General features: G+C 66.3%; 21 protein-coding genes and 1 tRNA gene. 10 read left to right on the top strand and 12 right to left on the bottom strand.

Annotated elements, in window-relative coordinates; translation table 11 throughout:
• Positions 1-177: 177 nt before the first annotated feature.
• The 6 genes from ugpB (at position 178) to DZC73_RS19610 (ending at position 5791) form a co-directional block, all read left to right on the top strand.
• Positions 178-1488, top strand: a complete 1311-nt coding sequence (gene ugpB, locus DZC73_RS19635; RefSeq protein WP_124542057.1) for a sn-glycerol-3-phosphate ABC transporter substrate-binding protein UgpB — start codon at positions 178-180, stop codon at positions 1486-1488.
• Entirely contained in the window at positions 1488-2369 is an 882-nt protein-coding gene (gene ugpA, locus DZC73_RS19630) for a sn-glycerol-3-phosphate ABC transporter permease UgpA (RefSeq protein WP_124542056.1), read from the top strand. The genes ugpB and ugpA overlap by 1 nt, the downstream gene beginning before the upstream one ends.
• 29 nt (positions 2370-2398) lie before the next feature.
• Positions 2399-3253 carry a sn-glycerol-3-phosphate ABC transporter permease UgpE gene (gene ugpE / locus DZC73_RS19625; protein WP_124542177.1) on the top strand — a complete coding sequence of 285 codons (855 nt, stop codon included), beginning with the start codon at positions 2399-2401 and terminating at the stop codon, positions 3251-3253.
• 12 nt (positions 3254-3265) lie between these two features.
• A complete protein-coding gene (locus DZC73_RS19620; protein WP_124542055.1) occupies positions 3266-4333 on the top strand; it encodes a sn-glycerol-3-phosphate import ATP-binding protein UgpC in 1068 nt (355 codons plus the stop codon).
• Positions 4334-4343: 10 nt separating this feature from the next.
• The gene (gene ugpQ, locus DZC73_RS19615; protein ID WP_124542054.1) at positions 4344-5096 is read left to right on the top strand and encodes a glycerophosphodiester phosphodiesterase; all 753 of its coding nucleotides are present in this window, start codon (positions 4344-4346) and stop codon (positions 5094-5096) included.
• A 98-nt stretch (positions 5097-5194) separates the two neighbouring features.
• Entirely contained in the window at positions 5195-5791 is a 597-nt protein-coding gene (locus DZC73_RS19610; protein ID WP_124542053.1) for a PEP-CTERM sorting domain-containing protein, read from the top strand.
• A gap of 137 nt (positions 5792-5928) precedes the next feature.
• On the opposite strand, the gene DZC73_RS19605 is transcribed toward DZC73_RS19610, so the two are convergent.
• The 5 genes from DZC73_RS19605 to DZC73_RS19585 all read right to left on the bottom strand — a co-directional run bounded on the left by DZC73_RS19605 (position 5929) and on the right by DZC73_RS19585 (position 13670).
• The gene (locus DZC73_RS19605) at positions 5929-6516 is read right to left on the bottom strand and encodes a GNAT family N-acetyltransferase (RefSeq protein WP_124542052.1); all 588 of its coding nucleotides are present in this window, start codon (positions 6514-6516) and stop codon (positions 5929-5931) included.
• 34 nt (positions 6517-6550) lie between these two features.
• Entirely contained in the window at positions 6551-7984 is a 1434-nt protein-coding gene (locus tag DZC73_RS19600; RefSeq protein WP_124542051.1) for an MFS transporter, read from the bottom strand.
• A 424-nt stretch (positions 7985-8408) separates the two neighbouring features.
• Complete coding sequence (gene argJ, locus DZC73_RS19595) at positions 8409-9638, bottom strand: bifunctional glutamate N-acetyltransferase/amino-acid acetyltransferase ArgJ (protein WP_124542050.1); 1230 nt, start codon at positions 9636-9638, stop codon at positions 8409-8411.
• A 210-nt stretch (positions 9639-9848) separates the two neighbouring features.
• Entirely contained in the window at positions 9849-12584 is a 2736-nt protein-coding gene (gene secA, locus DZC73_RS19590) for a preprotein translocase subunit SecA (RefSeq protein ID WP_124542049.1), read from the bottom strand.
• A gap of 132 nt (positions 12585-12716) precedes the next feature.
• Entirely contained in the window at positions 12717-13670 is a 954-nt protein-coding gene (locus DZC73_RS19585) for a M23 family metallopeptidase (protein WP_124542048.1), read from the bottom strand.
• Between DZC73_RS19585 and DZC73_RS19580 the strand changes: the two genes are divergently transcribed.
• Entirely contained in the window at positions 13650-14021 is a 372-nt protein-coding gene (locus tag DZC73_RS19580; protein WP_124542047.1) for a DciA family protein, read from the top strand. The genes DZC73_RS19585 and DZC73_RS19580 overlap by 21 nt on opposite strands.
• 162 nt (positions 14022-14183) lie before the next feature.
• Here the strand turns inward: DZC73_RS19580 and DZC73_RS19575 are convergent.
• The 6 genes from DZC73_RS19575 to petA all read right to left on the bottom strand — a co-directional run bounded on the left by DZC73_RS19575 (position 14184) and on the right by petA (position 18440).
• Positions 14184-14259 (bottom strand) — tRNA-Thr (locus DZC73_RS19575).
• 73 nt (positions 14260-14332) lie between these two features.
• Complete coding sequence (locus tag DZC73_RS19570; RefSeq protein WP_124542046.1) at positions 14333-14869, bottom strand: ClpXP protease specificity-enhancing factor; 537 nt, start codon at positions 14867-14869, stop codon at positions 14333-14335.
• Between the two features lie 14 nt (positions 14870-14883).
• On the bottom strand, positions 14884-15495 hold the full coding sequence (locus tag DZC73_RS19565; protein WP_124542045.1) for a glutathione S-transferase N-terminal domain-containing protein: 612 nt from the start codon (positions 15493-15495) through the stop codon (positions 14884-14886).
• A gap of 118 nt (positions 15496-15613) precedes the next feature.
• A complete protein-coding gene (locus DZC73_RS19560; protein WP_124542044.1) occupies positions 15614-16381 on the bottom strand; it encodes a cytochrome c1 in 768 nt (255 codons plus the stop codon).
• 22 nt (positions 16382-16403) lie between these two features.
• The gene (locus DZC73_RS19555) at positions 16404-17804 is read right to left on the bottom strand and encodes a cytochrome b (protein WP_124542043.1); all 1401 of its coding nucleotides are present in this window, start codon (positions 17802-17804) and stop codon (positions 16404-16406) included.
• 36 nt (positions 17805-17840) lie between these two features.
• A complete protein-coding gene (gene petA / locus DZC73_RS19550) occupies positions 17841-18440 on the bottom strand; it encodes a ubiquinol-cytochrome c reductase iron-sulfur subunit (protein ID WP_124542042.1) in 600 nt (199 codons plus the stop codon).
• Positions 18441-18709: 269 nt separating this feature from the next.
• On the opposite strand from petA, the gene mscL reads away from it, so the two are divergent.
• Positions 18710-19123, top strand: a complete 414-nt coding sequence (mscL, locus tag DZC73_RS19545) for a large conductance mechanosensitive channel protein MscL (protein WP_124542041.1) — start codon at positions 18710-18712, stop codon at positions 19121-19123.
• 139 nt (positions 19124-19262) lie between these two features.
• The gene (locus tag DZC73_RS19540; RefSeq protein WP_124542040.1) at positions 19263-21926 is read left to right on the top strand and encodes a DUF1631 family protein; all 2664 of its coding nucleotides are present in this window, start codon (positions 19263-19265) and stop codon (positions 21924-21926) included.
• 19 nt (positions 21927-21945) lie between these two features.
• On the opposite strand, the gene pdxA is transcribed toward DZC73_RS19540, so the two are convergent.
• Positions 21946-22962 (bottom strand): 4-hydroxythreonine-4-phosphate dehydrogenase PdxA, encoded by a 1017-nt coding sequence (pdxA, locus tag DZC73_RS19535; protein WP_124542039.1) that lies wholly within the window; start codon positions 22960-22962, stop codon positions 21946-21948.
• 166 nt (positions 22963-23128) lie between these two features.
• On the opposite strand from pdxA, the gene DZC73_RS19530 reads away from it, so the two are divergent.
• Positions 23129-24934 (top strand): DUF885 domain-containing protein, encoded by a 1806-nt coding sequence (locus tag DZC73_RS19530; RefSeq protein WP_124542038.1) that lies wholly within the window; start codon positions 23129-23131, stop codon positions 24932-24934.
• Positions 24935-24975 lie beyond the last annotated feature (41 nt).

Raw genomic sequence — 24975 nt, 5'->3', positions numbered from 1 at the left:
GCCCTCCAAAGCCGGACCTCTGCCAATGCGGCAGGCTGCAGTTTGGTGCGAGGGCAATATTCCCAGCGGGGTATACCCGGTTGCCGCACGTGAAGGCCCCTTGATAAACACGCCTGTCACACGATCGACGCAAAGTCGCGGGCCGGCCACGAACCGTCCCACACACATGGAGTCCTCATGAAGAACAAGTCTCTCGCTCTTGCAGCTCTTGCCCTGGCCGCAGCGTTCAGTTCACCTGCACAGGCCCAGGTCGAAATCCAGTGGTGGCATGCCATGGGCGGCGCCCTGGGCGAATGGGTCAATGACCTTGCCAAGGATTTCAACGCCAGCCAGAAGGAATACAAGATCGTGCCCACCTTCAAGGGCACCTACGACGAATCCATGACCGCGGCCATCGCCGCGTTCCGTGCGGGCAACGCACCGCACATCCTGCAGGTGTTCGAAGTGGGCACCGCCACCATGATGGCCAGCAAGGGCGCCATCGTGCCGGTGGCCCAGGTGATGAAGGACGGCGGCGAGAAGTTCGACCCCAGCGTCTACGTTCCCGCCGTGGCCGGCTACTACACCGCGCCCAACGGCCAGATGCTGAGCTTCCCCTTCAACAGCTCGACGACGGTCTTCTACTACAACAAGGACGCCTTCAAGGCGGCCGGCCTGGAAGACAAGGCGCCCACCACCTGGCCCGAAGTGGCCCTGGCCGCCGCCAAGCTCAAGGCCTCGGGTCACAAGTGCCCCTTCTCCACGAGCTGGATGAGCTGGACGCAGCTGGAGAGCTTCTCCACCTGGCACAACACCCTGTTCGCCACGCAGAACAACGGCTTCAGCGGGACCAATGCCCGACTGGCGATCAACTCGCCGCTGCATCTGCGCCACATCGAGAACCTGGCCAACATGGCCAAGCAGGGCCTGTTCATCTACAAGGGCCGCGCCAATGCACCGGATGCGAACTTCGTGTCGGGTGAATGCGCGATGTACACCGGCTCCTCCGGCCTGTACGGCAACCTCAAGCGCAACGCCAAGTTCAGCTACGGCATCTCTTCGCTGCCCTACTACCCCGACGTGCCCGGCGCACCGCAGAACACCGTGATCGGCGGCGCGAGCCTGTGGGTCATGGCGGGCAAGAAGCCGGCCGAGTACAAGGGCGTGGCGCAGTTCTTCAGCTACCTGTCGCGTCCTGAAGTGGCCGCTGCCAGCCACCAGCGCACCGGCTACCTGCCGGTCACCAAGGCCTCGTACGAGCTGACCGAGAAGGCGGGCTTCTACAAGCAGAACCCGGGCACCGACGTGGCGGTGACGCAGATGATCCGCAAGACGACCGAGAAGTCACGCGGCGTGCGCCTCGGAAACTTCGTGCAGATCCGCACCATCATCGACGAGGAGCTCGAGAACGTCTGGAGCGGCAAGAAGTCGCCCAAGGAAGGCCTGGATACGGCCGTGCAGCGCGGCAATGAGCAACTGGAGCGATTCGAGAAGAGCGCGAAGCTTTGATGGAAAAGCGAGTCCGCTTCAAGTCGGCCTGGCTGCCCTGGGTGCTCATCGCACCCCAGATGGCCATCGTGCTCGTGTTCTTCTTCTGGCCGGCAGGCCAGACGCTGTACCAGAGCCTGATCCAGCAAGATGCCTTCGGCACCTCGACCGAGTTCGTCGGGCTGGAGAATTTTCGCCGGTTGCTGGCTGACCCGAGCTACCTCGCTTCGTTCCAGACCACTGCCTTCTTCGCCTTGATGGTGGCAGTGCTGGGCATCGGCCTGGCACTGCTGCTGGCGGTGTTCGCCGACCGGGTGACGCGCGGCGCACTGCTCTACCGCACCCTGCTGATCTGGCCCTATGCCGTGGCACCGGCCGTGGCGGGCGTGCTGTGGATCTTCATGTTCTCGCCGCCCATGGGCGTGGTGTCGCACGCGCTGCAAAGCCTGGGCTTCACCTGGGACCATCTTCTCAACGCAGACCACGCGATGGCGCTGATCGTCATGGCGGCCATCTGGAAGCAGATCTCCTACAACTTCCTGTTCTTCCTGGCCGGCTTGCAGTCGATCCCACGCTCGCTGATCGAGGCGGCCGCCATCGACGGCGCGCGGCCGTGGCGGCGCTTCTGGACCATCCAGTTCCCGCTGCTGTCGCCCACGGCCTTCTTCCTGCTCGTGATCAACATGGTCTACGCGTTCTTCGACACCTTCGCGGTGGTGGACGCGACCACGCACGGCGGGCCGGGCAAGTCGACAGCCACGCTGGTCTACAAGGTCTACTACGACGGCTTCAAGGCGCTGGACATGGGCGGCTCGGCCGCGCAGTCGGCGGTGCTGATGCTGGTGGTCATCGCCCTGACGGTCGTGCAGTTCCGCTACGTCGAGAAGAAAGTGAACTACTGATCATGGCCTTCGGACAAGACCCCCAAGGCATGGTCGAGCGCCGTCCGACCCTGGGCATCCTCGCCCATGTGGTGTCGATCCTGGGCGTGCTCATCGTCGCCTTTCCGATCTACCTGGCCTTCGTCGCTTCCACGCACACCGCGGCGGAAGTGGCCTCCAGCCGGCCGCTGTCGCTCGTTCCGGGCACGCACCTGGTGGAGACGTATCGCCTCGCCCTGTTCGGCGGTGACTCCAGCTACGGCAGCCGCATCCCGCCCAGCGCGCCGATGATGTGGATCAGCCTGGTGAGCGCGCTGATCATCGCCATCGGCAAGATCGCCATCTCGCTGCTGTCGGCGTTCGCCCTCGTCTACTTCCGTTTTCCCTTCCGCAACCTGGTGTTCTGGACCATCTTCATCACGCTGATGCTGCCGGTGGAAGTGCGCATCGGGCCCACCTACGCCGTGGTGTCGGACCTGCACATGCTCAACAGCTATGCGGGCCTGACCATCCCGCTCATCGCCTCGGCCACGGCCACCTTCCTCTTCCGGCAGTTCTTCCTCACCGTGCCCGACGAACTCGCCGAGGCCGCGCGCATCGACGGCGCCGGGCCGCTGCGCTTCCTGAAGGACGTGCTGCTCCCCTTGAGCAAGACCTCCATCGCGGCGCTGTTCGTCATCCAGTTCATCTACGGCTGGAACCAGTACCTGTGGCCGCTCCTGGTCAGCACCGACGAGTCCATGTACCCGGTGGTGATGGGCATCAAGCGGCTCATCTCCGGCGAGGCCTACACCGAGTGGAACGTGGTGATGGCCACCACCATCCTGGCGATGCTGCCGCCGGCCGTCGTGGTGATGCTGATGCAGAAGTGGTTCGTCAAGGGCCTGGTCGACACCGAGAAATAGAAAGACAACACCATGGGTGCCATTTCGATCCGCAACGTCGTCAAGCGCTATGGCAAGGGCGCGTCGGCCAACCAGGTGATCCACGGCGTGAACGCCGAGATCACCGACGGCGAGTTCATCGTCATCGTCGGGCCCTCGGGCTGCGGCAAGTCCACGCTCTTGCGCATGGTCGCCGGGCTGGAAGAGATTTCAGGCGGCGAGATTTCCATCGCCGGCCGCGTGGTGAACGACGTCGAGCCGTCAGAGCGCGACATCGCCATGGTGTTCCAGAACTACGCGCTCTACCCTCACATGACGGTCTTCGAGAACATGGCCTACGGCCTGAAGATCGCCAAGGTGCCGCCGGCCGAGATCAAGACCCGGGTGGAAAAGGCCGCGAAGATCCTGGAGCTGGGTGCGCTGCTGCTGCGCAAGCCGCGCGAGCTCTCGGGCGGCCAGCGCCAGCGGGTCGCCATGGGCCGCGCCATCGTGAGGCAACCGCAGGTGTTCCTCTTCGACGAGCCGCTGTCCAACCTCGACGCGAAGCTGCGGGCGCAGACGCGGCTGGAAATTCAGAAGCTGCATCGCGAACTGGGCGTGACCTCGCTGTTCGTCACGCACGACCAGGTGGAGGCGATGACGCTGGCCCAGCGCATGATCGTGATGAACGCCGGCCGCATGGAGCAGATCGGCTCGCCGGAAGAGGTGTACCTGCACCCCGCCACCACCTTTGTCGCCGGCTTCATCGGCTCGCCGCCGATGAACCTGCTGCACGGGCAGGCAGCGGGCGGCACCTTCACCAGCGGCGGGCAGATGCTCTCGCTGCCGGGGCGTGCGCCACGCGATGGCGATCTCATCCTCGGCCTGCGGCCCGAGCATGCCGAGGTGCGTCCTGCCGGCGGCGAGGGCTGGCCCTTCAAGGTGGAAATGATCGAAATGCTCGGCGCCGAGCGGCTGATCTACGGGCGCATCGGCGATTCGCTGTTCACCGCGCGCGTCGACGGCACACTGGCCCCGCCTCGGGTGGGCGACATGCTCACGCTGCACTCGGATGCCGGCCACCTGCACTGGTTTGACGCGACCTCGCTGCAACGCGTGTGAGGCTGACGCCATGACCCACTGGCCCTACCCCTTCTGGATCGCCCACCGCGGCGCCGGCAAGCTGGCGCCGGAGAACACCCTGGCCGCCTTCCGCGTCGGTGCCTCGCACGGCTACCGCGCCTTCGAATGCGACGTGAAGCTGAGCGCCGACGGCGTGCCCTTCCTGCTGCACGACGCCACGCTGCAGCGGACCACACCGCAGCGCGGGGTCGCGTCCGACCGGAACTGGGCCGAGCTGTCGCGCATCGACGCCGGCGCCTGGCACGGCCGGCACTGGGCCGGCGAGATGCTGCCCAGCCTGGATGCCATCGCTGCGTACTGCCTGCGCAACGGCTTCGCACTGAACATCGAGATCAAGCCCACACCAGGCGACGAACCCCGCACCGGGCAGGTCACGGCACAGGAAGCCGCGCGCCTGTGGCAAGGCGCCGCGGTGAAGCCGCTGCTGAGTTCGTTCCAGCCCACCGCCCTGGCAGCGGCGCGCGATGCCGAGCCCTCGCTGCCGCGCGCCCTGCTGCTGGACTCGCTGCGCACCGGCTGGCTGGAAGAAGCCCATGGCCTGGGCTGCGTGGCCATCGTGGCCAATTACGGCGTGCTGGACGCCCAGGTCATCGGCCGCATCCACGAGGCCGGCCTGAAGGCGCTTTGCTACACGGTGAACGACCCGGCCACCGCCCGGTGGCTCAAGGACTGTGGCATCGACGGCATCATCACCGACGCCGTCGACCGGTTTTCTGCGCAGGATTTCTCGGTTTTCGACTGAAACATCGCCCAGCCCCCTGAGCAGGGGGAAGGCATGGTGGCGAGGATCGGCGACAGTCGCGCCCGGATACAAAAACTCGCAATTACGGGACCCCCACCATGCGCAAGCTCCTCACCGCCGCCCTGCTCGCCGCCCCTGTGCTCGCCTCGGCGTCCAACCTGGTGACCAACGGCAGCTTCGAAGCCAACGCCCAGGGCGCTGGCAGCTGGAACATCTACCCGAGCCTCACCGGCTGGACGGGCACGCCCAACATCGAGTTGCGCAACAACGTGGCCGGTGCCGCCTTCGATGGCTCGAACTTCGTCGAACTTGACACCTATTCCAACAGCGGCATGTACCAGGACGTGGCCACCACCGCCGGCGCCCACTACACCCTGAGCTTCGCCTACTCCGCCCGCCCCTACACCGGCAACACCAACGACATCAACGTCTACTGGAACGGCTCGCTGGTGGAAGCCGTGGCTGGCTCCAACAGCACCGGCGTCCACAACTGGGCGGTCTACAGCGTGGACGTGGTCGGCGGCGCCGGCAGCACCTCGCGCCTGACCTTCAACGCCGCCGGCGTGAGCGACTCCTACGGTGGCTCGCTGGATGCGGTGTCGGTGACCACGGCCGTGCCGGAGCCCCAGACCTATGCCTTGATGCTGGCCGGTCTTGGTGCCGTCTTCTTCCTGGCCCGCCGTCGTAGGGTCTGAGCCCCCCAGTCGCTGCGCTCCTGCCCCTGGGCCACGAAGTGGCCCCTTTGTGGCCCTTGGGCGCCACCCAGCGGACCGGCGAAGCCGGCTCCGCGGGCGTTGCTTGATCCCTTGCTCCGCTCGACAACTCTGCGGCATCACGCCGGCTCTTCGATCCCTCGCACCCGCGAGTACACCCGCGTGTGCCGCACATCACCTGAGGTCGTGAGCGAGTCGCATCGAAGCAAGCCTTCGAACGTGAACCCCGCGCGCTCGGCCACCCGCCGGCTGGACCGGTTGTTCTCATCCATGCGCACCTCCACCCTTCGCGCCTGCAAGGCCGTGAAGGCCATGCCCGCCAGGCCGCGGATGGACTCGGTGATCACCCCTCGCCCGCCCCGGCCGGTGCGCCGCCAGTAGCCGATCTCGAAGCTGCGCACCTCCCAGTTGATCCGGTGCAGGCCGGTTGCCCCCAGCACCTCGCCTTCCTCGCCGGTGTTCATGCGCTCGAAGATGAACATGGGCAGGTCCTGGCGCAAGGCCCAGGACGAGACCATGCGGCGGCAGTAGGACTCAGACTCGTCCAGTGTCGGCGCCTTCTGCGCCCAGGGCATCCAGACCTTGAGCTCCTCGATGCTGTCGCAAATCGCAGTGTTCAGCTTGGGGCCGTCGCCCTTGCGCGGGCTGCGCAGGATGAAGCGTTCGGTGTGGATTTCCTCCGGCACCTCGATCAACAGCGGGTCCATGGATCACAGTCCTCCTTCGTTCTTCGATCTTCGGTCAGGCCACGCGCGCCGGCGCCTCGGGAATCACCTCGACGGCAGGCACCGCAGGACGAACGGGCACCTCCGGCGGCTCGTCGGCATCCATCGTTGTCATCGGGCGCACCTCGGCCTCGGCACCGATCCATTCATCGGCACTCTCGGGCTTGGGCAGCACTTTCACGCCGCGGATCACCGGGTGATGCCAGGCCACGATGGCCAGCAGCGCCGCCGTGCCGCCAGCAAACCCCAGCGCCGCGCGCAGCCCGATGTGCTCCCCCAGCCAGCCACCCAGCAAGGCACCCGGCCCGGCGGGGATGAGGATGAGCCAGCGCATGGTGCTGGTCATCCGCCCCAGCAGCGGCTCGGGCGTGACCGCCTGGCGCAGCGCCAGGAAGTTGATGAAGATGAGCACCGCACCGGCGCTGAAGCACAGCAGCATCGCTGCGAAGGCCGCCACGCCGTAGGCATTGGCCGGCGCCACGGCCAGCAGCAGCCAGCCTGCGGCGCACACCGCGAAGCCGATCACCAGGCAGGGCCCGGGCCCCAGCTTGCGGCTGATGCGGTTGCCCAGCACGCTCGCCACGATCGTGCCCAGCCCCATGCCCATGTAGCTCAGGCCCACGGCCTGTTCCGACAGTCCGAGCGTGCGCGTGGCGAAGAGGATCTGCACCACGATCGCGGCGTGGTGGCACATCTGCCAGATGCCCACGACCGACGCCAGCGACACCAGCAGGCGCTGCCGCCGCACGAAGTTCACGCCGGCGCGCAGATCGCGCCAGAAATGCGCCTGGGCGGCCACCTTTCGCTCCTCGTGGATCGCGATGCCACGCAGGATGGTGGCCGAGATGATCAGCAACCCTGCATCCACCAGCAGGGCCAGCGGCGCCCCCACGACCTTGATGAGCGCACCCGCCAGGCCCGGTCCGGCCACTTCCGCCCCCGAGGTGGCCAGCGCGTTTTTCGCATGGGCCTCCACCAGCCGTTCGCGCGCCACCACCTGTGTGAGCACGATCTGCGCCGCCGTGCCGGCGGTGGTGTAGACCGTGCCGATGATGAAGCCCACGACGTACATCCAGGGCATGGACAGCCAGCCCATCCACCAGGCGAAGGGCACGCTGGCCACGATGAAGGCCAGCGAGGTCTCGCCCAGCACGTAGACCGGCAGCTTGCGCACGCGGTCCAGCCAGACGCCCGAGGGGAGCGAGAACAGCACGAAGGGAACGATTTCCATCGCCGTGAGCAGGCCCATCTGGGTAGGCGAGGCGTGCAGCAGCACGGCGGCGGTGAGCGGCAGGGCCAGCATGGTGACCTGGCCGCCGAAGGAACTGATGAGGATGGATGTCCACAAGCGCCGGTAGGTGGCGTCGCGCAGCAGGTCATCGGGCGCGAGCCGCAGGCCCCTCGTCGACCGTGTCCAGGCTCTTCGACAGCTTTCGAGCCAGTTGCTCATTCTCGTGCTCCTCTTCGACTTCTCGTTGCGAACGCCGGTGGGCGTCCTTGGCGGGTCGGTGGACCCTCTGGCAGCGGGAGGAAGGACGAATGGACCGACTCTTCCGCTGGACTCTCAGCGGAACTTCGGTAGGAAGCGAAACGCTGGGAGGACTAGATGCGTGCTGCGAACGCTACGTTCGCTGCGGCGCCGACACATGCTCGACGCGGATTGCCTGCACGACCCGAGGATCGGGGGCAAATCGACCACGCCATGCCACGCACGGCGCCGCAGGCAGCGATGGCCTGAGTGCAGCAGTGATGGGCGGTGGAGTTCATCGGGTGGTCGCAGTGGGGAAGAGCAGCCATGCTAGCAGCAGGCCGCGGGCGACGGCAAGGGAAAGGCGACTGCCGTGCCCGCAATTCGTAGGATGGACAGCCGGGGATCAGCTTCTGTAGTCGGCGTTGATCTTGACGTAGTCGTAACTGAGGTCGCAGGTCCAGACCGTCGCGGTCTCCTCGCCGCGGTGCAGGTCCACCCGCACGGTGATCTCGCTTTGCTTCATCACCCGGGCGCCGTCTTCCTCGCGGTAGGTCGGATTGCGGCCGCCGTTCTTCGCCACGTGCACGTCGTCGAGGAAGAGGTCGATCTCGGTCTGGTCCAGGTCCTCGATGCCCGCGTAGCCCACCGCTGCCAGGATGCGGCCGAGGTTGGGGTCGCTGGCGAAGAACGCTGTCTTCACCAGCGGCGAGTGCGCAATGGCATAGGCCACTTGCTTGCACTCGTGCTCGGACTTGCCGCCTTCGATCCGCACGGCGATGAACTTGGTCGCGCCTTCGCCGTCGCGCACGATGGCCTGGGCGAGTTGCTGCGACACCTCGATGAGCGCATCGCGCAGTGCGGCGCCGTCGGCGGAGTCCAGGCGCGTGATCGGGTCGTGACCGGCCTTGCCCGTGGCAATCAGCAAGAAGGAGTCGTTGGTCGAGGTGTCGCCATCGATGGTGATGCGGTTGAAGGACTGGTCGGCCGCCTCATGCACCAGCGGGTTCATCAGCGCCGGCGCGATGACCGCATCGGTGGCGACGAAACCCAGCATCGTCGCCATGTTCGGGCGGATCATGCCCGCGCCCTTGCTGATGCCGGTGATGGTCACCGTCTTGCCGCCGATCTTCACCTGCCGCGACACCGCCTTGGGCAAGGTGTCGGTGGTCATGATCGCCTCGGCCGCGGTCGCCCAGTTGTCTTCCTTCAGGTCGGCCAGCGCCGCCGGCAGGCCGGCCTCGATGCGGTCGTTGGGCAGCTGCTCCATGATCACGCCGGTGGAAAACGGCAGCACCTGCTGCGGCGAGATCTCCAGCTTGCGCGCCAGCGCGATGCAGGTGGACAGCGCGCGCGACAGGCCGTCATCGCCCGTGCCGGCGTTCGCATTGCCGGTGTTGATGAGGATCGCCCGTGAATGCGAGTCCGCCGCCAGATGCTGCCGGCACAGTTGCACCGGCGCTGCGCAGAAGCGGTTGCGCGTGAACACGCCGGCCACTTGCGATCCCTCGTCCATGGTCACCACCGTCAGGTCACGGCGGTTGGCCTTGCGAACCCCCGCCATGGCGATGCCCAGCTTCACGCCGGGAACGGGATGCAGGTCCTTGGGGTCAGGGGCTTTGAGGTTGACGGGCATGGCGAGCTCGATCGGTGAGGAAGGCCGCCATTGTAGGAACCACTGAGTGACTCATGCATGTCTCATGCAGAGCCCTCGACACGAGCAAGCCTCCTCATCAAGCCACGCCCGCGGATCCGGCTTCGCCGGTCCGCAGGGTGGCGCCCAAGGGCCACGAAGGGGCCCCTGCGTGGCCCCTGGGGCAGGAGCGTCAGCGACTGGGGGGCTCCATCAAACCAGCCTGCCGTGGCAGGCCTTGTACTTCTTGCCACTGCCGCAGGGGCAAGGGTCATTGCGGCCGACCTTCGGCACCTGATCCGCCAGCGATGCCTCCTCCGACACGCTGCCATCCTCGTTCGGATGCGTGTAGGTGACATTGCTGATCTCGACCGCCTTCTGCTCCATCGCCTCGGCGGCCTGGGCCACCTCTTCCTGCGACTGGATGCGCACCGTCAGCAGGATGCGCGTGACGTCCATCTTGATGACGTCCAGCAGTTGGCTGAACAGCTCGAAGGCCTCGCGCTTGTATTCCTGCTTGGGGTTCTTCTGCGCATAGCCGCGCAGGTGGATGCCCTGGCGCAGGTAGTCCAGCGCGGCCAGGTGCTCACGCCAGTGCGAGTCGATGGACTGCAGCAGGATCATGCGCATGAAGGGCGTGAACTGCTCCAGGCCCACGCGCTCGATCTTGGAGTCGAACAGCGCGTGCGCGGCCTTCACCACGAGTTCGACGATCTCCTCGTCGGTGATGGACTGGGCCTTCTTCACCGCGCCCTTGAGGTCGACCTCGACGTGCCATTCGTCGCGCAGCGTCTTCTCCAAGCCGTCGAGGTCCCACTGCTCTTCCATGCTGTCGGAAGGCACGTAGGTGCGCACCACATCTTCCATGGTGCTCTCGCGCAGGCTGGCGATCTGCGCCTGCAGGCTGTCGGCCTCCAGGATGTCGTTGCGCTGCTGGTAGATGACCTTGCGCTGGTCGTTCGACACGTCGTCGTATTCGAGCAGCTGCTTGCGGATGTCGAAGTTGCGCGCCTCGACCTTGCGCTGCGCGCTTTCGATGCTGCGCGTGACGATGCCCGCCTCGATGGCCTCGCCGTCGGGCATCTTCAGGCGTTCCATGATGGACCGCACGCGGTCGCCCGCGAAGATGCGCATGAGCGGGTCGTCCAGCGACAGGTAGAAGCGCGAGGAGCCCGGGTCGCCCTGGCGGCCCGAACGGCCGCGCAGCTGGTTGTCGATGCGGCGGGACTCGTGCCGCTCGGTGGCGATGATGCGCAGGCCGCCCTGTGCCTTCACCAGGTCGTGCAGGCCTTGCCATTCCTCGCGCAGTTGCTTGGCGCGGGCCACCTTCTCCGGGTCGCTCAGCGACTCGTCGGCATCGATGATCTGAATCTGCTTCTCGACGTTGCCACCCAGCACGATGTCGGTGCCGCGGCCGGCCATGTTGGTCGCGATGGTGATCACGCCCGGACGGCCGGCCTGCGCCACGATCTCGGCCTCACGCGCGTGCTGCTTGGCATTGAGCACCTGGTGCGGCAACTTGGCCTTGGTCAGCAGGGTGGAGATGATCTCGGAGTTCTCGATCGAGGTCGTGCCCACCAGTACCGGCTGGCCGCGCTCATGGCAGTTGCGGATGTCGGCCGTGACCGCGTCGTACTTCTCGCGAGCCGACTTGTAGACGAGGTCGAGCTCGTCGCGGCGGATGGTCGGCCTGTTCGGCGGGATGACCACGGTCTCCAGACCGTAGATCTCCTGGAATTCATAGGCTTCCGTGTCGGCCGTGCCGGTCATGCCCGACAGCTTGCCGTACATGCGGAAGTAGTTCTGGAAGGTGATGGACGCGAGCGTCTGGTTCTCGCTCTGGATCTGCACGCCTTCCTTGGCTTCCACCGCCTGGTGCAGGCCATCGGACCAGCGGCGGCCGGTCATGAGGCGGCCGGTGAACTCGTCGACGATCACGACCTCGCCGTCCTGCACCACGTAGTGCTGGTCGCGGTGGTACAGGTGGTTGGCGCGCAGCGCGGCGTACACATGGTGCACCAGCGTGATGTTGGAGGCGTCGTACAGGCTCGCCCCCACCGGCAGCAGGCCTGCCTGGGTCAGGATGCGTTCGGCGTTCTCGTGGCCGGCTTCGGTCAGGTGCACCTGGTGCGACTTCTCATCGACCGTGAAATCGCCTGGATCGATCACGCCTTCGCCGGTGCGCAGGTCCAGCTCGCCGATCTGCTTCTTGAGCTGCGGCACCACCGCGTTGATGCGCACGTACAGTTCGGTGTGGTCCTCGGCCTGGCCGCTGATGATCAGCGGCGTGCGGGCTTCGTCGATCAGGATGGAGTCCACCTCGTCGACGATGGCGTAGGCCAGGCCCCGTGCGACACGGTCGGCCGTGTCCTGGACCATGTTGTCGCGCAGGTAGTCGAAGCCGAACTCGTTGTTGGTGCCGTAGGTCACGTCGGCGGCGTAGGCGGCCTGCTTCTCCTCGCGCGGCATCTGCGGCATGTTCACGCCCACCGTCAGTCCAAGGAAGTTGTACAGGCGCCCCATCCACTCCGCGTCGCGCTTGGCGAGGTAGTCGTTCACCGTCACCACGTGCACGCCCTTGCCGGTCAGGGCATTGAGGTACACCGGAAGTGTCGCCATCAGCGTCTTGCCTTCGCCGGTGCGCATTTCGGCGATCTTGCCGTCGTTCAGCGCCATGCCGCCGATGAGCTGCACGTCGAAGTGGCGCATCTTCAGCACGCGCTTGCCACCTTCGCGCACGGTGGCGAAAGCCTCGGGCAGCAGGTCGTGCACCGTCTCGCCCTTGGCGATGCGCTGCTTGAATTCCTCGGTCTTGTCCTTCAGGGCCGCATCGCTGAGCTTCTCGAACTCGGGTTCGAGCGCGTTGACCTGCTGGACGACACGCCGGTATTGCTTGAGCAGACGTTCGTTGCGGCTACCGAAGATTTGAGTAAGTAGACGAGGCAGCATGCGCGTGGGTGGTGTGGTGTTCGGTCGGATATGCGGCCCATATGGTGATGAAGCCGGACGGCACAAGTCCGCCCGGCACGAAGCCGCAAAACCTTTGATTTTACCCGCGCGCCATGGCGCGGCCGGAAGGGCTTATCGGGCCGCCTTCCTGGTCGTGGGGACGGTCTCTCCGTCGGCGAGCGCCAGGAACTTCGCCGGATTCTGGGGAGCGCCGTCCAGCAGCACCTCGAAGTGCAGGTGCGGGCCAGTGGAGCGGCCGGAGGTGCCCACCAGTGCAATGGTCTGGCCGCGCTTCACGATGTCGCCGGCGTGGACCAGGATCTTGGAGCTGTGCGCATAGCGAGTCACCAGGCCGTGGCCGTGATCGATCTCGACAACGTTGCCGTACTGCGGGTGGTATTCGTTGAACAGCACCACGCCACCGGCGGCGGCATGGATGGGCGTGCCGCTGTCCGCCGGGAAATCCAGGCCGGTGTGCAGCGCGGCGCGGCCGGAGAAGGGGTCGGCGCGGAAACCGAAACCCGAGCCGATCGGGCCTTCCACCGGGCGGCTGTTGGGGATCATCAGCGACACCAGCTTCTTCTCCAGCAGCCGGGCCTCCACCATGGTCAGCAGGTCGGAGTTCTGGTCGGCCTGCTCGTCCAGCGAGGCAACCCAGCCATTGAGCTGGTCCATCGACGGACGCGCCACCGGCACGAAGGGGCCGCCCTTGCCGCCCGCAGCGCCCGGCTTGATCTGCTGCATCTCCTCGGGCTTCACGCCCGCCATGCCCGACACGCGCTCGCCCATGGCTTCCAGCTTGATGAGCTTGGCCTGCATCTCGCCGACCTTGGTGGCCATGGCGTCCAGGTTCTCGCGCATGAAGCGGTCGCGCTGGGCGAATTCATCGCGCACCACCAGCTTCACCACCTGGCTCACGACCGGCCAGCCTTCGCGGGCGGCCTTCAGGAAGATGACGTGGTAGACCGTGCCCGACAGCAAGGTCAGCACCGTGATCAGCCCGAACAACGCGCCGGCCAGTTGCCAGCGGTTGAAGTGCAGCACGCGCGTGCGCGCCAGGCTGCCATGGGTGATGAGAATCTGCATCGCTACACTCCTCGGGTGAACGCAAAGCCACCCGGCCAGAAGCCCCAACCGCTTGTTCCCGACGCTCTTGCGCTGGGCGATGCGCTCAAACGCAGCACGCCGCTTGCCCAGTTGCGCCAGCGGCTGTCGGATTCAAACGCCCGATTCGCCGCCATCCAACCTGCCCTGCCTTCCACATTGGCCGCCCACGTGAAGCCGGGGCCGGTCGACGAGGAAGGCTGGACATTGCTTTGCGCCAACGCTCCGGTGGCTGCCAAGCTCCGCCAACTGCAGCCTCGCCTCGAAGAGCTTTTGCGTCAGCGGGGGTGGCAGGTTAGCCCAATCCGCATCAAGGTTCAATCGAGGAACTAGCCGGTTTCGAGTGCCGTTGCGGCGCTTACAGGCCGGTGGCAAGTGTGGCGATATTCGGCAGCCTGGATAGCAGCGCGGGTCGCCCATTCCGGGTTTTCCCACCCCGCGCAGAATCTTCTTGATACGTGCTCGACCCTGGGGCCAACAGCGGTGCAAGGGTCGTGGTGCCGGCTTTCGGAATCGAACCGAAGACCTTCCGCTTACAAGGCGGGTGCTCTACCAACTGAGCTAAGCCGGCACTGCGGCGGCGGAGAAGCCGCGCAGATTCTGGGAGGCGGGCAGTATAAGTCGCGGGCCTTGGCGGCCCGCGTTCACTTGATGCGCTTGAGCGTGGGCCGGCCGCCGGCGGGTGGCTCGGGCGGCGGTTCTGTGGGCTCGGCGTGCGCATCACCACCTTCGGGCTCGATGCCTTCGGAGTCTTCCGACTTGGCCGAATCCGCCAGGGCGAGCTTGGGGCCCTTGGCGCCGGTGGGCTCCGGCGTCGGCGCTGGCGTCATGCCCGCCGGTGCCTCGGTGGGCACCGGGAAGGCCATGCCCTGCCCGTTCTCGCGCGCGTAGATCGCGATGACGTGGTCCACCGGTACCAGGATCTCGCGCGAGGTGCCGCCAAAGCGCGCCTTGAACTCGATCAGCTCGTTGCCCAGCTTCAAGGCCGTGGTGGCCTCGAAGCCGATGTTGAGCACGATCTCGTTGTTCTTCACGTACTCGGTGGGCACCTGCACGCTCGCATCCACGAACACCGCGATGTAGGGCGTGAAGCCGTTGTCGGTGCACCAGTCATGCAGCGCCCGGATGAGGTACGGGCGCGTCGAGCTGCCGGCGTTGGCGGGAGCGGTGGGCAGGGTCATGAGGCTCGCAGCGCTTACTTGCGCATCACCTTCTCGGACGGCGTGAGCGCCTCGATGTAGGCCGGGCGCGAGAAGATGCGCTCGGCGTACTTCAGGAGCGGCACGGCGTTCTTGGACATGTCGATGCCGTAGTAGTCCAGGCGCCACAGCAAAGGAGCGATGGCCACGTCGAGCATCGAGAAGTCGTCGCCCAGCATGTACTTGTTCTTCAGGAAGATGGGCGCGAGCTGCGTGAGTCGGTCACGGATCTGTGCGCGGGCCTTCTCCAGCTGCTTGTCGGTGGGCTTGATGCCACGCGACTCGAGCACGTTCACGTGGGCGAACAGCTCCTTCTCGAAGTTGAGCAGGAACAGGCGCACGCGTGCACGGGCGACCGGGTCGCCGGGCATGAGCTGCGGATGCGGGAAGCGCTCGTCGATGTACTCGTTGATGATGTGCGACTCGTACAGGATGAGGTCGCGCTCGACGAGGATGGGCACCTCGTTGTACGGGTTCATCAGCGCGATGTCTTCGGGCTTGGCGAAGAGGTCGACGTCGCGGATCTCGAAGTCCATGCCCTTTTCGAACAGCACGAAGCGGCAACGGTGCGAGTAGGGGCAAGTGGTTCCGGAATAAAGCACCATCATGGGCGTGGGCTCCTCAAGGTCAGGAGGTCAGAAAAGCAATCACGCAGTGGACGCCCGGTGAGGCGCTCCACTGCGCGGAGGGTCCGAGGCCCGGTCAGGCCGCGGACGGGGTGACGTGTCACTTCACGTCTTTCCAGTAAGCGGCGTTCAGGCGCCAGGCGAACAGGGTGAAGACGGCGAGGAAGATCAGCACCCACACGCCCAGGCGGACGCGCAGGGCCTGGGAGGGCTCGGCCATCCAGTTCAGGTAGGCGACGAGGTCGGCCACGGACTCGTCGTACTGGGTCTGGGTCAGCGTCCCCGGGGTGATCTGCTCGAAGCCGTCGAAGCGGTGCGTGGTCTTGCTCGGGTCGTGCGGGTCCTTCACCTCGATGAACTTGGCGGCGCGCTGGCCTTGCAGCTCCCACAGGGCGTGGGGCATGCCCACGTTGGGGAAGGCGAGGTTGTTCCAGCCCGTGGGCTTGGTCTCGTCGCGGTAGTAGGTGCGCAGGTAGGTGTAGAGGTAGTCTGCACCGGTGCCGTTGGAGCCCGCGCGGGAACGCGCGATCACCGACAGGTCAGGCGGCACGGCGCCGAACCATTCCTTGGCCTGCTTGGGGTCCAGCGAGGTCTTCATGACGTCGCCGACCTTCTCGCTGGCGAACAGCATGTTCTTCTTGATCTGGTCCTCGGTGAGGTCCAGGTCGCGCAGGCGGTTGTAGCGCATGAAGGCTGCGCTGTGGCAGTTCAGGCAGTAGTTGACGAACAGCTTGGCGCCATGCTGCAGCGCGGCCACGTCGGACATCTTCTCCTGCGGGAACTTGTCCCAGGCCATGCCGCCTTCGTTGGCCGAAACGCCGGCCACGAAGCCCAGCGCGAGCAGCAGGGATGCGATGAGTTTCTTCATTGTGTCTGCTCCGGACGGCTCGTCAGTGAGGAACGTAGGTGACGCGTTCGGGCACGGGCTTGAACTCGCCCAGCTGGCTCCACCAGGGCATCAGCAGGAAGAAGCCGAAGTACACCAGCGTGCCCAGCTGCGAGACGTAGTTGCCGGCTTCCGACGGCGGCTGCGCGCCGAGGTAGCCCAGTGCCAGGAAGAACAGCACGAACACGGCGTACACGTACTTGTGCCAGCTCGGGCGGTAGCGGATCGACTTCACCTTGCTGTGATCCAGCCAGGGCAGGAAGAAGAGGATGATCACCGCGCCGCCCATCACGACCACGCCCCAGAACTTCGCGTCGAAGGTCTTGAGCAGGACGATGGCGACGGCTGCGATGACGACCAGCGCCGCCTTGGCTGCGCCGCCGAAGCGACCCTTGACCACTCCGCCCAGCGCCCCCAGTCCGACGATCACGCACAGCACGTTGACCATCAGGTCGGTGGTGGCGCGCAGCATCGAGTAGAACGGCGTGAAGTACCACACCGGGGCGATGTGCGCCGGCGTCTTCAGCGGGTCGGCCGGGATGAAGTTGTTGTACTCCAGGAAGTAGCCGCCGAACTCGGGCAGGAAGAACACCACGGCGCTGAAGGCCATCAGGAACACGCTCGTGCCGAAGATGTCGTGCGTCGTGTAGTACGGATGGAAGGGAATGCCGTCCAGCGGGCGGCCCAGCGCGTCCTTCTTGGACTTGATCTCGACGCCGTCGGGGTTGTTGGAGCCCACTTCGTGCAGCGCGATGATGTGCGCCACCACCAGGCCCAGCAGCACCAGAGGCACCGCGATGACGTGGAAGCTGAAGAAGCGGTTCAGCGTTGCGTCGCTCACCACGTAGTCGCCGCGGATCAAGAGCGCGAGGTCAGGGCCGACCAGGGGCACGGCGGCGAACAGGTTCACGATCACCTGGGCGCCCCAGTAGCTCATCTGGCCCCAGGGCAGCAGGTAGCCCATGAAGGCCTCGGCCATCAGGCACAGGAAGATGGCGCAGCCGAAGATCCAGACCAGCTCGCGCGGCTTGCGGTACGACCCGTACAGCAGCCCGCGGAACATGTGCAGGTACACCACGATGAAGAACGCCGAGGCGCCCGTGGAGTGCATGTAGCGGATCAGCCAGCCCCAGGGCACGTCGCGCATGATGTACTCGACCGATGCGAAGGCCAGGCCTGCATCGGGCTTGTAGTGCATCACGAGGAAGATGCCGGTGACGATCTGGATCACCAGCACCAGCAGCGACAGCGAGCCGAAGATGTACCAGAAGTTGAAGTTCTTCGGCGCGTAGTACTGGCCCACGTGCTCGTTCCAGAGCTTGGTCGCCGGGAACCGGTTGTCAACCCAGTTGAGCAGCTTCTGGCCAGCGGACGCGTTGGCGGGTGCTTCTTTGAATTCAGCCATGTGGTTCTCTTTGAAGATTCAGTGGCTCAGGCCTGGTCAGGCCTTCTTGTCTTCGCCGATCAGCAGACGCGTCTCGGAGAGGTACATGTGCGGCGGCACTTCGAGGTTGTCCGGCGCGGGCTTGTTCTTGTAGACGCGGCCGGCCATGTCGAAGGTGGAGCCGTGGCAGGGGCACAGGAAGCCGCCCACCCAGTCGTCGGGCAGCGAGGGCTGCGGGCCGGGGTTGAACTTGTCGCCGGGCGAGCAGCCCAGGTGCGAGCAGATGCCCACGACGACGAGGATTTCCGGCTTGATCGAGCGGGACTCGTTGCGGGCGTAGGCGGGCGTGAGTTCGTCCTGCTTGCGTTGGGACTTGGGGTCGGCCAGTTGGGCATCGACCTTGGGCAGCGCATCGAGCTGCTCCTTGGTGCGCCTGACGATCCACACGGGCTTGCCGCGCCATTCGACCGTGAGCTTCTCACCGGGCTTCAAGCCGCTGATGTCGGCCTCGACGGGAGCACCCGCGGCGCGGGCGCGCTCGGACGGCTGGAAGGAGGAAACGAAGGGCACGGCGGCCGCAACGCCTCCGGCCACACCCGCACAGCTCGACGCGATGAGCCACGTGCGTTTGCCGGTATCGACTGGCTTGTCACTCATGAGAATCCTCGAAAGAGACGAAATGAACTTTTCGTATTCAGGGGCAACCTGGAATTCTAACGGACGCGTCAAGGGGGTCCCTTCACCGACCCAGGCTTGCCGCCGACTGACCCGCGCGCGCCGGCGTGCCGCTCGGCCCGCCAGGGCGCCCGCCGGGGATTGCTGCGGCGCAGCGCCAATTGACTTGGCCCGCGTCTCGGGAATACTGGCGGCGACCGCCGGCCGGCCCGGGCGACGGCCCCCAACAATGGCAACAAGAGGAGCACGCGATGAGTTTCGGATCCGAGTTCAAGCAGTTCGCGATGAAAGGGAACGTGGTCGATCTCGCCGTCGGCGTGATCATCGGTGCGGCATTCGGAAAGATCGTCGATTCAGTGGTGGCCGACCTCATCATGCCCATCGTCAGCCGCATCTTCGGCGGGCTGGACTTCTCCAGCTACTACATCCCGCTGGCGGGGCAGGCCTCGGGCATGGCGCTGGCCGAGGCCAAGAAGGCCGGCGCGGTGTTCGCGTACGGGAACTTCCTGACGGTGGCCGTCAACTTCGTCATCCTGGCCTTCATCATCTTCATGATGGTGCGCGCCATCAACAAGCTCAAGACCCAGGAACCCCCGCCAGCGCCTGCAGCCACGCCGGAGGACATCCAGTTGCTGCGCGAGATCCGCGATTCGCTGAAGAAGTGAGGGATGATGCCGCTTACCGTGAAATTGGCCCGGGCTTTTTCGGTCCATACTTCAAAGCCCGGTAGAGGAGTCTGCCGGGACCGGACCTTGCGAGTGGACCCTGCGAGGACCTGTGCGAGTAAGCGGCCTTGATTCCCCAATGAACCCCAGCGAGACCCGATTGCCCGCCGCCGTGGAGGCGGCCGCAGCCCACGTGAAGGCCACCACCCAGGCGGTGGCCGAGCGCGTGGCTTCGAGCCTGGGCAATCAGGCGCAGGCGGCCACCCGCATCTTCGAGCGCGACCTGCTGCTGGCCACGCAGATCGACCTGCGCAAGAAGATGAACACCTTCCACCTGTCCTTCGGCAAGCAGCTGATGGACAAGATCCAGGAAGAGATTTCCCCCCGCGCGGTCGACCCGCGGCGCAAGTTCTCCGCCAGCTGGGAGTCGCTCACCCTGGTGGAAGACCACGAGGTCGAGGAGCGCATGTTCGCCGAGCGCATCGGCCAACAGATTTCCCATTCCTGCGAATGGGAGCTGCGCGAGATGGCGGCCTACATGGGCTCGGTGCTGAACCTGGGCCGCGCCGACGAGGAACGCAACCCGCTGCGCGCGGACGTGCTGGGCATGGCGATCTACCGTGCCATCGAGGCCATCACCAACGACCCGGACGGCCGCCGGCTGCTGGCCAAGGAGTTCGCGCAGACCATGTCGCAGGCGATGCCGACGTGCTTCGCCAACATCCTGCGCGATCTGCAGAACCGCAACATCCAGCCGGTCGGCCTCACGGTGAAGACGGTGGCCGGCCCCGGCCAGGGCGCCAACTCCGGCTACACGAGCATCCACGACGAATTCAATTCCACCCGCACGCGCCCGGCCGACATGCGCGGCGGGCCGGGCACCGACTTTTCCTCGACGCAGGGTGCGCCGACCATGCGTGGCGGGGCCCCGACGCGGCAGGTGCCCTACGGCGCCACCACGGGCTACTCGACCGGTCCGAGCACCGGCGGCAGCTTCAGCGGCGGCGGCATGGGAGGTGGCTCAGGCGGTTCCGGCGGCCCGGGAGGCCCCGGCAGCCCGAACACCGGCTCGGCGCGCCGCTCGGCGGCGGGCGTTTCCGCAGAGGCTGACGCTCAGCTGATGACGCTGCTGCGCCGGCTCACCTTCCTGGCCAGCCGGCCGGGCAACGTGGACATTTCCCTGGCCACCGAGCCGGGCGGCTTCGCCCCGCAGACCGGGATCGGACGCATGGGCGGTGGCAGCGGCACCCTGCACGGCGCCATCGGCGCGCTGGCCGCCGACCCGGGCTCCGTGGCCAACGTCGGCTACTCCGACGGCCTGACCGGCCTGATGGCGGTCAACCTCATCAAGGCCCACCGCGAAGAGCTGATGCAGGCATCCAGCGGCAAGCTCGATCACATGGTGATCGACGTCGTGGGCAGCCTGTTCGACCAGATCCTCTCCGACGCCAAGGTACCGCCGCAGATGGCGCGCCAGATCGCCCGGCTGCAGCTGCCGGTGCTGCGCGTGGCGCTGGTGGATTCCGGCTTCTTCTCCTCGCGCCGCCACCCGGTGCGCCGCTTCGTCAACCGCCTGGCCTCGCTGGCTTGCGCGTTCGACGACTTCGACGAAGGCCCCGGCAAGGAGTTCCTGGACCGCGTGAAGAGCCTGGTGCACGAGATCGTCGAGGGCGACTTCGACCAGATCGAGCTGTACTCGCAAAAGCTCACCGACCTGGAGAGCTTCATCTCCGGCCAGGCCGAGGACACCGCCAAGCGCAGCGGCACCGCCACGGTGCTGGAGAGCAAGGAATCCGAGCTGCGCATCCAGCAGCGCTACATGGCGCAGCTGAACTCGGCGCTGGGCGGCATCACCATGCCCGACTACCTGCGCGACTTCGCCTCGCAGGTGTGGAGCCAGGCGCTGGTGTTCGTCAGCCGCAGGAACGGCGTCGATTCCGACATCGCCAAGCGCTTCCGTGCCGCCGGCCGCGACCTGGTGATGAGCGTGCAGCCCAAGGGCTCCCCGGTGATGCGCAAGCGTTTCCTGATGCAGCTGCCCACGCTGATGAAGGACCTCAACGAGGGCTTGAAGCTGATCGGCTGGTCGGAGCTGGCGCAAAAGGAATTCTTCGGCAAGCTGCTGCCCTCGCATGCGGAGTCGCTCAAGGCGCCGCCGATGACGGAGCTGGAGCACAACCTGCTGGCCAAGCAGCTCGAGGGCATCTTCAACAGCCCCATCCCCGGCGCGCACGAGTTCTCGCAGGCCGAGCCGGTCACGCTGGAATCGTCCGAGATCGAACAGCGCTTCACGCCCGATGAAGCTCAGGCCGTGGGCCTGGTGGAAGAAAGCGCGGTGGACTGGTCCGGCGAGGTGGACATCGACCTCGATGCGGTGGTGGCGGCCGAAGCCGGAGACACCGTGCCCGGCGGCGTGGACACCACCGATTCAGCGCCGCTGGACCTGGGCATCGACATCCCGCTGGACCTCGCCGCGCCCGACCCGTCGGTGCCCACGCATGGTGCGAGCCTGATCGACCACATCCGCGTGGGCTTCGCCTACCAGATGCTGCTGAAGGACCAGTGGCAGAAGGTGCGGCTGAACTACGTCAGCCCGGGGCGCAACTTCTTCGTGTTCACCCGCGGGCGCAAGCACCAGGAAACCATCTCGCTCACCGCTCGCATGCTTTCGCGCATGTGCGAGAGCAACCGCCTGCGGGCGGTCGAGCATGCCTACCTGATGGAGCGTGCCACTGCACGTGCCAGGCGGCAGCTGGCGGCGCTGAAGTCATCGTCGAAGGCGGCGCCGACCACCCGGCACTGACCGCCCCGCCGTGTGGTGTCTAGCCGCGCGACAAGTGCCTCGCCATCCGAACTGCCGCCGCCAGGCTCGATTCATCCGCCCTGCCCGTCCCGGCGATGTCGAAGGCCGTGCCGTGGTCCGGGCTGGTGCGCACGAAGGGCAGGCCCAGCGTGACGTTCACGCCATGCTCCACGCCGAGGTACTTCACGGGGATGAGGCCATGATCGTGCGTCATCGCGACCACGATGTCGAACTCGCCCGGGTGGCCCGGCGCGTTGCGGGCGCGCATGAAGACCGTGTCGGGGGCGTAGGGACCGCTGGCATCGATGCCCAGCGCCCGCGCAGCCGCGATGGCCGGCGCGATGATGTCTGCCTCCTCCGAGCCGAACAGCCCGCCCTCCCCAGCATGCGGGTTGAGGCCGGCCACCGCGATGCGCGGCGACGCCATGCCCCAGCGGCGGGCGGCATCGTGCGAGATGCGGATGGTGTCGAGCACGGCGTCGAAGCTCACCGCATCGATGGCGCGTCGCAGCGACATGTGGATGGTGACGAGCACCGTGCGCAGCTCGTCGTTGGCCAGCATCATGCGCACCGGCGGGACGCGGCCATCGACCGCGGCCAGCGATTGCAGCATCTCGGTGTGCCCCGGGAACTTGACCCCGGCGGCCGACAGCGCTTCCTTGTGGATGGGCGCGGTGACCATGCCGGCGATCTCGCCGCGCATGGCCATGGCGGTGGCGTCGGTGATGCATCGGGCTGCCGCGGCACCGGCTCGCGCGTCGACGCGGCCCATCGGCACATCGGCCAGGCCAGGGTCCACGGACGATTCCCACACGGGAATGCATCGCGCAGGAGCAAGTACCACATCGGCGGGTGACTCGATGACGGCCACCGCCAATCCGCCGCCGGACTGCTTCACCGCACGCCGAATCACCGACGCGTCGCCCACGACGAAGCAGCCGGACGAGTCATGGCAACCGAAGAACTTGGCAACGATCTCCGGGCCGATGCCGCAGGGATCGCCTTGGGTGATGGCCAGGGGAAGCGATGGAGTCATGGCAGGGATTGTGGCGTGCGAAAGCGATGCCCCTGAAACCTGGGCTCTCCTCATCGCCGGACTCGCACTCTTGCCCCTGCCACGCCGCCACCGTTAAGCTTCGCCCACCTCAACGCACAGCGCCGGTCGTCGCCTCAAGAGGGTGGCGTCCGGCGAAGCTTTTTTGATGAAGCCCATTCTTCTCGCCGTGGCCGCCGCCATCGCAGCAGGTTCGTTCGCGGAGTCTGCCGTGGCGTCTGGTCCGAAGACCGCGCAGGCCACCAAGGTCAAGACCACCGCATCCGCCCGGCTCAACGCCCTTTTCAACGAGGACTGGGAATGGTCGATGCGCAACAACCCCGAGTTCGCCACCTACTACGGCGACCATCGCTTCGACGACAGGCTGAGCGACGCCTCCCCGCAAGCCGTGGCGCGTGCCGAGGCCCATGAGCGCGAGATGCTGGCGAAGGCGAAAGCCATCCCGCGCGAGAAGTTGCAAGGCGAGGAGCGCGTCTCCTACGACATCTTCGTGCACCGCCTGGCCGACCTGGTCGAGGCCCAGAAATTCCCGGTGCTGCGCACACGCGTCATCAGCGCGATCGATGGCCAGCACCTCGAGCTGGAGCAACTGGTGCAGGCCATGCCCATGCGCACCGAGAACGACGCTCGCAATCTCATTGCCCGCTACAACGCCTTCCCGCTGCGGGTGAAGCAGGACATCCACTGGATGCGCGAGGGCAAGCGGCTGAAGTGGGTCACCCACAAGGCCTCGCTGCAGGAGGTGCCCGGGCAGATCGACCAGCAGCTCGTGGACGACGTGACCAAGAGCCCGCTGTACGAGCCCTTCACCAAGCTGGGCGCCGATGTGCCGTCCGACAAGCGCGCTGCCATCGCCGCTGATGCGCAGCGTGCCCTGCGCGAGCAGGTGATGCCCGCGCTGCGCGAGCTGCGCCGCGTGGTCGCCGACGAACTGCTGCCCGCCAGCCCTGACTCCGGCGCAATGAGCGACTACCCCGGCGGCCGCGAGGTCTACCAGTTCCAGGTGGCCCGCCAGACCACGGTGAAGATGGACATCCAGACCATCCACGACCTGGGCCAGCGCGAGGTGGCGCGGCTGCGGTCCGACATGGAAGCGCTGATCGCCAAGACCGGCTTCCAGGGCGGCTTCGCGAAGTTCGTCGAATACCTCAACACCGACCCGAAGTTCTTCTACACCCGCGGCGAGGACCTGCTCTCGGGCTACCGTGACATCGCCAAGCGCGTGGATCCGGAGCTGCCCAAGCTCTTCGCGGAGATTCCGCGCACGCCCTACGGCATCCGGCCCATTCCCCCTTACCAGGGCGAGAACAAGGCGGAGTTCTACAGCTCCGGCAGCGCCGACGGTTCACGGCCAGGCTGGTTCAACGCCAATGTGGTCGGGCTGAAGATCCGTCCGAAGTGGGAGATGGAGGCGCTGTTCCTGCACGAAGCCGTGCCGGGCCACCACCTGCAGAGCTCGCGCGCGCTGGAGCTGGGCCAGTTGCCCAACTTCCGCCGCAGCTACTGGGTGGTGTCCTACGGCGAAGGCTGGGCGCTGTATGCCGAAGGCCTGGGCGACCAGCTCGGGCTGTACACCGCGCCCGAATCACGCTTCGGGCAGCTGCGCATGGAGATCTGGCGCGCCGCGCGGCTGGTGGTGGACACGGGCATCCATTCGCTGGGCTGGACCCGCCAGCAGGCCATCGACTGGATGACCGAGCGCACCGGCGTCTCGCGCGAGGACGTGACCGGCGAAGTCGACCGCTACTTCGTCTGGCCCGGCCAGGCCCTGGGCTACAAGATCGGGCAGCTCAAGATCATCGAGCTGCGCGACAAGGCGAAGAAGGCGCTGGGCGAGAAGTTCGACATCCGCCGCTTCCACATGGTCGTGCTGGACCATGGCGCCGTGCCGCTGCCGGTGCTGGAAGCCTTGGTTGACGAGTGGATCACGAAGGAGAAAAGCCTTCGCAGATAGCGAAGCGCCCCTCGAGCCACACCCGCGGATCTGGCTCCGCC

This window comes from Rhizobacter terrae, from assembly GCF_003852895.1.
Lineage (GTDB): Bacteria > Pseudomonadota > Gammaproteobacteria > Burkholderiales > Burkholderiaceae_C > Albitalea > Albitalea terrae.
Note: the sequence above shows the minus strand (reverse complement) of the source record. Positions and strands in the feature narration are given on the sequence as shown.